The 8,852-nt window shown below is 65.7% G+C and carries 6 protein-coding genes and 1 pseudogene; 2 read left to right on the plus strand and 5 right to left on the minus strand.

Annotated features, from left to right (window positions below):
- Window positions 1–1,557: alkaline phosphatase D family protein (locus WAW85_RS08255; protein WP_422559137.1), on the minus strand; the 1,557-nt coding region annotated here is incomplete at its 3' end.
- 129 nt (window positions 1,558–1,686) lie between these two features.
- Here WAW85_RS08255 and WAW85_RS08260 point away from each other — a divergent pair.
- Together WAW85_RS08260 and WAW85_RS08265 are read left to right on the plus strand one after the other, a co-directional pair.
- Entirely contained in the window at window positions 1,687–3,048 is a 1,362-nt protein-coding gene (locus WAW85_RS08260; protein WP_422559138.1) for an FAD-binding oxidoreductase, read from the plus strand.
- 64 nt (window positions 3,049–3,112) lie between these two features.
- Window positions 3,113–4,786 (plus strand): SLC13 family permease, encoded by a 1,674-nt coding sequence (locus WAW85_RS08265; protein ID WP_422559139.1) that lies wholly within the window; start codon window positions 3,113–3,115, stop codon window positions 4,784–4,786.
- A gap of 111 nt (window positions 4,787–4,897) precedes the next feature.
- On the opposite strand, the gene WAW85_RS08270 is transcribed toward WAW85_RS08265, so the two are convergent.
- The 4 genes and pseudogenes from WAW85_RS08270 to WAW85_RS08285 form a co-directional block, all read right to left on the minus strand.
- Window positions 4,898–5,407: a hypothetical protein gene (locus WAW85_RS08270; RefSeq protein ID WP_422559140.1), complete on the minus strand. Its 510-nt coding sequence runs from the start codon at window positions 5,405–5,407 to the stop codon at window positions 4,898–4,900.
- 165 nt (window positions 5,408–5,572) lie between these two features.
- The gene (locus tag WAW85_RS08275) at window positions 5,573–6,364 is read right to left on the minus strand and encodes a hypothetical protein (protein ID WP_422559141.1); all 792 of its coding nucleotides are present in this window, start codon (window positions 6,362–6,364) and stop codon (window positions 5,573–5,575) included.
- A gap of 221 nt (window positions 6,365–6,585) precedes the next feature.
- Window positions 6,586–7,464 (minus strand): annotated as a pseudogene (locus WAW85_RS08280) (ATP-binding cassette domain-containing protein); the annotation flags it as partial.
- Between the two features lie 93 nt (window positions 7,465–7,557).
- Window positions 7,558–8,724, minus strand: coding sequence for a carboxylate--amine ligase (locus WAW85_RS08285; RefSeq protein ID WP_422559142.1), 1,167 nt, complete (start codon window positions 8,722–8,724; stop codon window positions 7,558–7,560).
- Between the last annotated feature and the right edge of the window lie 128 nt (window positions 8,725–8,852).

The following is an 8,852-nucleotide window of genomic DNA, read 5'->3' on the forward strand; positions in this document are numbered from 1 at the left end:
CATCTGCGCCGCCCGTGGTGTCACCGTCAGCACCGCGTAGCCGTGGCTGTCGGTCTCCACCCAGCGGGTATTCGGATTGGCCACCGTCAGCGCGGCGGCGGCGGGTGTACCGAGAGTGTTTTCCGGAACCGACACCATATCGTCCAAATTGTTGGACGTCACCGAAGTGACGACGAACTCGGTGGCCACATTTCCGCCGCCGCCGCGGCCGACGGTCGCCCGCGGCACCTCGCAGGCCCAGGACATGTGGATATCGCCGGTGATGAAGACAGTGTTTTTCTGCCCGGCCTTGTCGATCGCGGCCAGCAGCCTATTCCGGTCCGCCGCGTAGCCCTCCCACGAGTCCGAGTTCACCGCCACCGCGTTGCTCGGCAGACCGGTCAGCTCGGTGAGGATCTTCAACCGTTCCGGATCTAACGGCGGCAATACGAATGGGGTGATCATCACCGAGTTACCGATGATCTGCCAGGCGGTCGGCGACGTCGCCAATCCACCGGTCAGCCACTGCATCTGGGCACGCCCGGTGATGCTCGTCGACGGCGAGTCGATGTCCTGCGACGTCGCCGACGGCTGCACGTCGCGATAGGTCCGCAGGTCCAGCATCGACAACTCGAGCAGGGTGCCGTAGCGCAGTCGCCGGTACAGGTGCCGGCCGGCGTCGCTCACCTGAGGCCGGACCGGCATCCACTCGTAATAGGCCTGGTCGGCATTGGCCTTCCGCTGCGCCCACGGACCTTGGGTCGCGGAATCGTGGTTCTCGGCCCCGTCCCGATAGGAGTTGTCCGCCGTCTCGTGATCGTCCCAGGTGACGATGAACGGGTGCCGGGCATGCACAGCCTGCAGGTCCGGATCGGTCTTGTACTGGGCGTGCCGGATCCGGTAGTCGGCCAGCGAGACGATGTCGTGGGCCGGGGCATGTCGGCGCACGGCACCGTGTTTACCGGTGTACTCGCCCGCGCCGTACTCGTAGATGTAGTCACCGAGGTGGACCACCGCATCCAGGTCGCTGCGCCGCGCCAGTTCCCGGTAAGCACCGAAGTAGCCTGCCTCCCAATTGGCGCAACTGACCACCCCGAGTCGCACCCGACGCAGGTCGGCTTCCGTCGCCGGCGCTGTCCGCGTCCGTCCCACCGGCGACACCGCCCCGGCGGCGGGGCCGTCGAGCACCCGAAACCGGAAGCGGTAGTTTGTCGCCGGCGCCAGCCCGCCCGCGTCGACCTTCACTGTGTGATCGGAGTGCGGACCCGCGACGGCCGTGCCGGCGGCAACGATCGAGGCGAAGTCTGCTGTCGGCGAGATCTCCCACCGCACACTCACCGGTGCGCCACGGCCCGAGCCGGGCGTCGCCGCAGGCTCCGGCGTGACCCGAGTCCACAGGATCACGCGGTCGGGCAGCGGATCGCCGGACGCGACACCGTGCGCGAAGACCGTGCCGTCGCCAGGTTTGGCCGACACCCGCGGCGGGGTCATCAGACCGACGCCGACGGCGCCAGCCGCCCCAACAAAGAGACGACGAGAGATCTTGGGGGAGAACGGATTTCGCACGTGGCCCAGCATCCCCAGGGAACCTTTCGTTATGCCGACGGCAAGGTTGCGCGCCGTACTCGATTACGTGCGGCCCAATGAACTCTTCATGAACTCGCGGCGATGCCTCCTGAGCGAACTGCGGAGACCTACCCTGGGTCCATGGTCGACGTCAGCGCCCTCATCGATTCCCTTCCCGGCCCGATGGTCATCACCGACCCCAGCATCCTCAGCGGATACCGGCAGGACCGCGCGGCCGACCCAAACGCGGGCCAGCCGATCGCACTGGTCCGGCCACTGACTACCGAGGACGTCCAAACCGCAGTTCGATGGTGCGCTGCGAGCGGCGTTCCGCTCGTTACTCGAGGTGCTGGCACCAGCCTGTCCGGCGGGGCGACGGCAGTCGACGGCGCCGTGATGATCACCACCGAAAAGATGCGTGGCATCGTCGTCGATACGACGACACGCACCGCCGTATGCCGGCCCGGAATGTTGAACGTCGAGGTCAAAGCCGCCGCGGCCGCGCACGGGCTCTGGTATCCGCCGGACCCATCGTCGTTCGAGATCTGCACCATTGGCGGCAATGCGGCCACCAACGCCGGTGGCCTGTGCTGCGTGAAATACGGCGTCACCGTCGACTACGTCCTCGGCCTGGAGGTGGTCCTCGCCGACGGTCGCGCCGTGCGGCTGGGCGGCAAACAACTCAAAGACAGTGCGGGTCTGTCACTGACGCGACTCTTTGTCGGCAGCGAAGGCCTGCTCGGCATCATCACCGAAGTCACCGTGCGCCTGCTCCCGCCGCAAGCCCCGGCGTGCACCGTCGTCGGAGTGTTCCCAAGCGTTACCGACGCCAGCCGGGCCGTCCTTGCGGTGACCGGCCAGACCCGTCCGGCAATGCTCGAGTTCATGGACAATACCTCGATCAACGCCGTGGAAGACATGCTCAACATGGGCCTGCACCGGGATGCCGGAGCCATGCTGATCGCGCAATCCGATGCGCCCGGACCGGCCGGAACCGTCGAGATCGCACTCATCGAGGAAGCATTCCTCGCCCACGGTGCCAGCGAGGTCTTCACCACCGACGACCCGGACGAAGGTGAAGCGTTCACCGTCGCGCGCCGCGCCGCTATCCCGGCCGTGGAACGTCGCGGTTCGCTGCTGCTCGAGGATGTCGGCGTTCCACTTCCCGCGCTTCCAGCCCTGGTCGAAGGCGTCGCACGGATCGCCGAAGCGAACGACGTCGTCATCGCCGTGATCGCCCACGCCGGCGACGGCAACACCCACCCGCTGATTGTCTTCGACCCGAACGACGACGCCGAGACGCGCCGCGCACAGATCGCCTTCGACGAGGTGATGGGCCTGGCTGTCGCGATGGGCGGCACCATCACCGGCGAGCACGGTGTCGGCCGACTCAAGAAGGGCTGGCTGCCTGCGCAGTTGGGCGCCGATGTGATGGACCTGACCGCGACCATCAAGAAGGCGCTCGATCCGCAGGGACTGCTGAACCCCGGCGTCATGCTGTAGGCCGAACGCCCCCGCTTTTACCGCTCCGGCCACCACGCATTCACTTGTCGTTCACACTTGAGCCATGATGCAGGCTCTGCTGACCGCACTGATCCTCGTCGTCACGCTCGCCGCGATGACGAGCGGCAAGGTGCCCGCTGTCCTCGCCCTGATGATCGCGCTGATCCTCGGCGGCGCGCTGGGCATTGCCACCACATCGCAGCTGTTCTCCGGTCTGAGCAACGGAGGTGTCATCACCATCGCCGCCATGCTGGTGATCGCCAAAGGTATCCTCGCGACCGGCGTGGTTTCGCTGGTCACCTACCGCCTGCTCGATGGCGTCCGGTCGTCCGGCCAGGCGCTGGTCCGGCTGATCCCACCGGTCGGCGTCATCAGTTCGCTGATCAACACCACTCCGTTGGTTGCCATGCTGATCCCAGCCGCCAAGGAGCTGCAGCAGCGCTCGGGGATTCCGGCCAAGTCGGTGCTGTTGCCTGTCGCGCACGCCACCACCCTGGCCGGATCGATGACCCTCATCGGGACAAGTTCCAACTTGATCATTGCCGGGATGGCGCAGCAAGAGGGCGTGCAGTTGTCGATGTTCTCGTTCGTCCCGATCGCCGCGCCGGTCGCGGTGATCGGCTGGATCGTGATCATCGTCAGCGCACGGTTCCTCCTCAAGAGCAAACCGAAACTCCGCAAGAAGGAACTCCGCTGGCGCGTCGAGATCCCCGTCGAAGGTAAGGCCACCAGCGTCGGGCGGGCCGCCGCCGATATCGGTATGGCCCAGACCGTCGAGTACCAGCTCATCCAGATCCGCCGCTGGGGCACCCCGGTGGATCTGGGCAGCCTCATCGAAGACGGCGACATCCTGATTTACCGGGCGACCGAAGCCGGCGTACGCATGCTGTGGAAGAGCTCCCGGTTCGGTCTGGCCCCGCACCACCTGTTCGCGGCCACCGTTGCCGCCGACAACTCCGGCAGTGTGGGTGACCTGATGGCCGACGAGGACCTCGTCGTCGTGGCCGCCGAAACCTCGAAGCGCTTCCGCGATACCCCGGCTCAGCCCGGTTCGACGGTGTACGTCTCGGCGGCGTCGCGCCAGGCGCTCAACGACCACCCGCTGGTCGGCCTCTGGCAGAACGTCGCAGGCAAGGTGCCACAGCCCGGTAAGACTCGGGTTGCGCTGGCGATCCTGATAGCGGTGATTGTGGCCGCGTCGTTCGGGATGGCGCCGGTGGAGCTCGTGGCGTCCGCGGGCGCTGTGGCGATGGTGGTGAGCGGGGTGCTGACACCGCGCTCGGCGGTCCGCGCCCTTGATTGGAACATTCTGGCGATCATCGCCGGCTCCATCGGACTCGGTGTCATGGTGGTTGAGAGCGGCCTTGGCGGCTACCTCTCCGACGGCATCGTCAAGTTGTCGGCCGGCAATGTACCGGTCATGATCGCGGTGATCGCGATCGGCACGACCCTGCTGACCAATGTCGTGACCAATGCGGCGGCGGCCAGCATTTTGACACCAGTGGCGATCGCGATCGCGCACACGATGGGACTGAATCCGGCCATGCTGCTGGTGTTGGTCGCCACGTGTATCTCGTTCACGTTCCTGAATCCGTACAGCCACCAGTCGAACCTGATGGTGCGGGAACCGGGTAGGTACTCAACGAAGGACTTCGTGCGGTTCGGTATCCCGCTCACCGTGGTCAGCTTGCTCGCCGCATTCGCGGTGGCCTGGCCGATCCTGGAGTTCGGGAACTGAGCCGATGCGCCACGCCCGCCCAGGCGAGAAGCGGACCGGGAACAGAGACGACGAGGACCCCGGGCGCGCGGCCCGAGGTCCTCGTTGTTGTGCGTTCAGCTCAGTAGAAACCTAGTTCTGCGGAGCATCTCCGGTGATCTCACAGACCCAGCCGGGGCCGACCCCGCCGTTCGCGGCGATCAGATGACCCGGCGCGCCGCTCTGATCGGTACACGGGTGGCCGCCCGGATCGTCGTCCTGGCCATGGCTCTGCTGGTGCCGCTGCGAATCAGCCTGCGGAGCATCTCCGGTGATCTCGCAAACCCAGCCGGGACCGACTCCGCCGTTCGCGGCGATCAGATGACCCGGTGCGCCGCTCTGATCGGTACACGGATGGCCCCCTGGATCGTCGTCCTGTTCGGGCTGCGCCGCCGGCTTGGTGGCCGTCGACGTAACAGTGGTCCGCTCCTCCTGCGGAGTGGTCGTGGTTTCGCTGGCCGGCGTGCTCGAGGCGACGCTCGAGGCGACGCTCGACGCGACCGAGCTGGCAACGCTCGCAGCCGGTGTCTTGTCAGTGGAGCTACACGCGGATGCGACGAGCATCAACGAGAAGGCTCCAGCAACCAATGCCGTTTTCTTCAAGGGTTACTCCCATCTGTTCGAGCGGATCGGCCCCCGTGACGTCCGACCCGCTACCTAGCAACGTAAGGAGTTAATCAAGAAAATATCGCCACGTCGTCAAATACAACCCACACTTGGCGATCAGCAAATTTGGTTCGCTATCCGATGGCGAGCACCAGCGCGGGGCTACTTCACTTCCGAGGACATGACGCGCCGAACCCCGATGATGGCCGGAAGTCCGATCCAGAGCACCGCACAGACCAGCAGATGGGCCCAGGCCTCTCCCGGTACGTTGGTGCTCGCGAAGGCCCGGAACATTTCCTGCGGATAGACCCAGGGGGCGACCGACTCATAGACGTTGCTACCCGAATTTCCAGCCGTTGGCAGCGTGAAGAGCATCAGGAGCAGCGGCATAATGATCTCCGGCAACGCCAGGTAGCCGACGACCGCGCCCGCCGTGTTCAGGATGGCCAGCGCGATCGCAAACGCCATGAGGACGTCGAACAGGGCCCGCAACCCGTTCATGCGGAACGCTGCGGCGGCGAAGTCGAACGATCCGCCCCGGATCGCCACAATCGCCGCGGCCATCGCGACGGCCACGACGAAGATGGCGACGGCGCCGATCAAGACGGCGCAGAGTTTCGCGCCGATGACGCGTTCCCGGCGCGGCTCCAGCGTGAACACGCTCATCACCGCCCGCTGACCCCACTCGCCGGTCACCAGCAGGATTGCCAGCAGCCCGACAAAGATTCGGCTGACTGCACTGAAGCCGGTCAGCGTGTCCCCGAAGGTCAGGTGACCAGAGGTCAACAGCAGCACCAGCGCGGTGATCACCCAGATCAGCACAAGCAGCCCGAGGAGCACCCGCGGACCGCGCGTACCGATCAGCTTCCGGAGTTCGACCGCCACCTCGCGTCCGAACGGGACACCAGGTGCGGTCGGATTAATCATCTTCGGCGTCAGCTGCGGGGAGCTCATACCTGGTCTCCTGGGTTGTTCTGACCGGCGGGCGGAAAGCTCGGCGGATAGCCGGGCTGGGGATAGCCGGGCTGGGGGTAACCGGGCTGGGGGTAACCAGGCTGGGGGTAACCAGGCTGGGGGTAACCAGGCTGGGGGTATCCCGGCTGGGGTCCGAAGCCCTGCGGCATCCCGCCGTGGGGGACGTGGCCCGGTCCGCCCTGCACAGCCCCGCCGAGGCCGCGCTGCGCGCCAGCGGTCAGATCCAGATACATCCGCTCCAGGTTCCCGGTGCCTGCGCCGCGCAGTTCGGTGAGCGCGATCGCCGACACCATCGCCACCTGACCCACCTGCGCCGGTTCGGCCTGCACGTACAGGCTGGCGCCTTCGGGACGGACGGCGTAGCCCGCCGCGACCAGGGCTGCGGTGAGCGCCTCATCGTCGACGGAGGCGACCTGTGTGCCGGGCATACCGGCCAGCGCCTTTGTCTCACCCTGCGCCATCACCTGGCCCTGACCGATCACGATGATGTGGTCGGCGATGAGCTCGATCTCGTGCAGCAAGTGGGAGCTGAGCAGGACGGTGCCGCCGTTGTCGGCGAAGTCGCGCAGCAGACCGCGCATCCAATGGATACCGGCCGGGTCCAGGCCGTTGACTGGCTCGTCCAGAATCAGCACGGCGGGGTCACCGAGGAGCGCATTGGCCACACCGAGGCGTTGGCGCATACCCAGCGAGTAGTCCTTGACTCGTCGTCGTGACTCGAACCGGTCCAGTCCGACGAGCTCAAGCATCTGATCCGCCCGCTGGTCCGGCAGGCCCATGGTGCGGGAACTGATCAGCAGCGTGTCGCGGCCGGTGCGCCCATTGTGGAAAGCGGACGCATCGAGCAGCGTGCCGACCTGCACCGCCGGGTTCGGAATGTCTCGGTAGTAGTAGCCGCCGATCGTCGCGGCGCCGGAGGTGGCCGGGGTGAGCCCGGTAAGAATGCGCAACGTGGTGGACTTGCCCGCGCCGTTCGGCCCGAGGAACCCCACCACCTGGCCCGGCAGGCAGGTGAAGGAAACGTCGCTCACCGCAACGAGGCTGCCGTAGCTCTTGGTCAGATGCTCTACAACGATCACCCCGCCATCATGCCCTAACTCCTGAGGTTGATCGGGTGACCGGGCCTGCGGCGATGCCCACTGGAATCGGACTGCGCTCAGCAGCCGATCGGGTCAGACCTGACGGCCATCCCACTCGTGGTCGTGCATAAAGCCGCCGGCCAGACCGACCCGGTACTTCACCGAGTGCCGCAGAATGTTGGCGTAGGCCGGGATCAGCATCCAGCCCGGCAGGCGGTCAGCCCTGTCGGTGATCACGTCATCCGCAGCGCGGAAGTCCCGCACGAACTGCCGGAAGGTGTTGCCCGGCAGCGCATTCTTACGCCAACCATAGAGAGCCATGCCGAGGCCGATCATCCGGACGCGCCCCGTCGGCGGCTTGATCACTTCGTCGTTTTCGCCAAAGAACGCGCGGTCGAGACGATCCTCCGGGGTGAACATCATGATGCCGCTGGTACCGCGCGGATTGGCCTCGATGGTCACCAGACCACGCTCGGGATGGTCGATGAAATCCAAGCCGATGTGGCCGGTGAATCCGGTACGCGCCACCAGGTCCGCGGTCCACGCCTCGATCCCCGGATGATCGACCTGTTCAAAAGTCAGGCACGACGACCCGTCAATGGCATAGCCGACCGGGTAGGTGGCGTGGGCGTAGACGACGCCGTCGCGGCAGACCGAATAGGTGCAGTAGCGGTCGCCCTCCAGCCATTCCTGGGCGATCCACGGATTAGTCGGATCGAAAGTCAGCTCGTCGAGAGCGTCGCCCGGATAGGCCTTGATCACATGCTGCGAGCCGCGCGAGTAGGCCTGCTTCACGGCGAACGGACCGTCAAAATCAAGCGCGGCGATGTCTTCCGGGCCGGTGATGGCACGGAACTTGAGTGCCGGAATCCCCTGCTGCACCAGGTATTCCTGATACTTCAGCTTGTTGTGCAGGGTGTCCTCGAGCGCGAAGTCAGACAGGAACAGATCGCACGAGTCCGGAAACAGTCCGGCCATCATCGCGATGATGTCGGTCTCCTCGTGAATCGGGATCACCATGTCGACGTCGTTGGCTTCGATGATCTCCACCAGGTCGCGGCAGTACTGCTGCGGCTGGTATTTCGGCGGGCTGACCTGGTGAAATCCGGTCACCGCATTCGAGTAGCGGCTGACCGCCAACGGCACGGTGTCGGCGACACTGATCCGGTAGCCGGCCGAAGCTAGCAGTCGGGCCAGGTTCAACGTCAGAAAAGATCGGCCGAAGGTGATGAGTATGTGCTTATGCTTACCTTCTTTCACGCCCTGAGCGTAGCTGGTTCCCTGAGTGGAACCTGATAGCGTTCAGGGTCGAGCAGCTCCGCCGGATGGTCCGCCGCGCCGATCCGCGCCATGACATCCCGAAACGAAGGATTCCGCCGTGTACGCAT

Source organism: Gordonia sp. (in: high G+C Gram-positive bacteria) (genome assembly GCF_049299075.1).
Taxonomy (GTDB): Bacteria; Actinomycetota; Actinomycetes; order Mycobacteriales; family Mycobacteriaceae; genus Gordonia.

Coding starts and splice junctions, on each gene's coding strand:
- WAW85_RS08265 (WP_422559139.1), top strand. CDS start 3,113: ATGATGCAGGCTCTGCTGACCGCACTGATCCTCGTCGTCACGCTCGCC.
- WAW85_RS08260 (WP_422559138.1), top strand. CDS start 1,687: ATGGTCGACGTCAGCGCCCTCATCGATTCCCTTCCCGGCCCGATGGTC.
- WAW85_RS08275 (WP_422559141.1), bottom strand. CDS start 6,364: ATGAGCTCCCCGCAGCTGACGCCGAAGATGATTAATCCGACCGCACCT.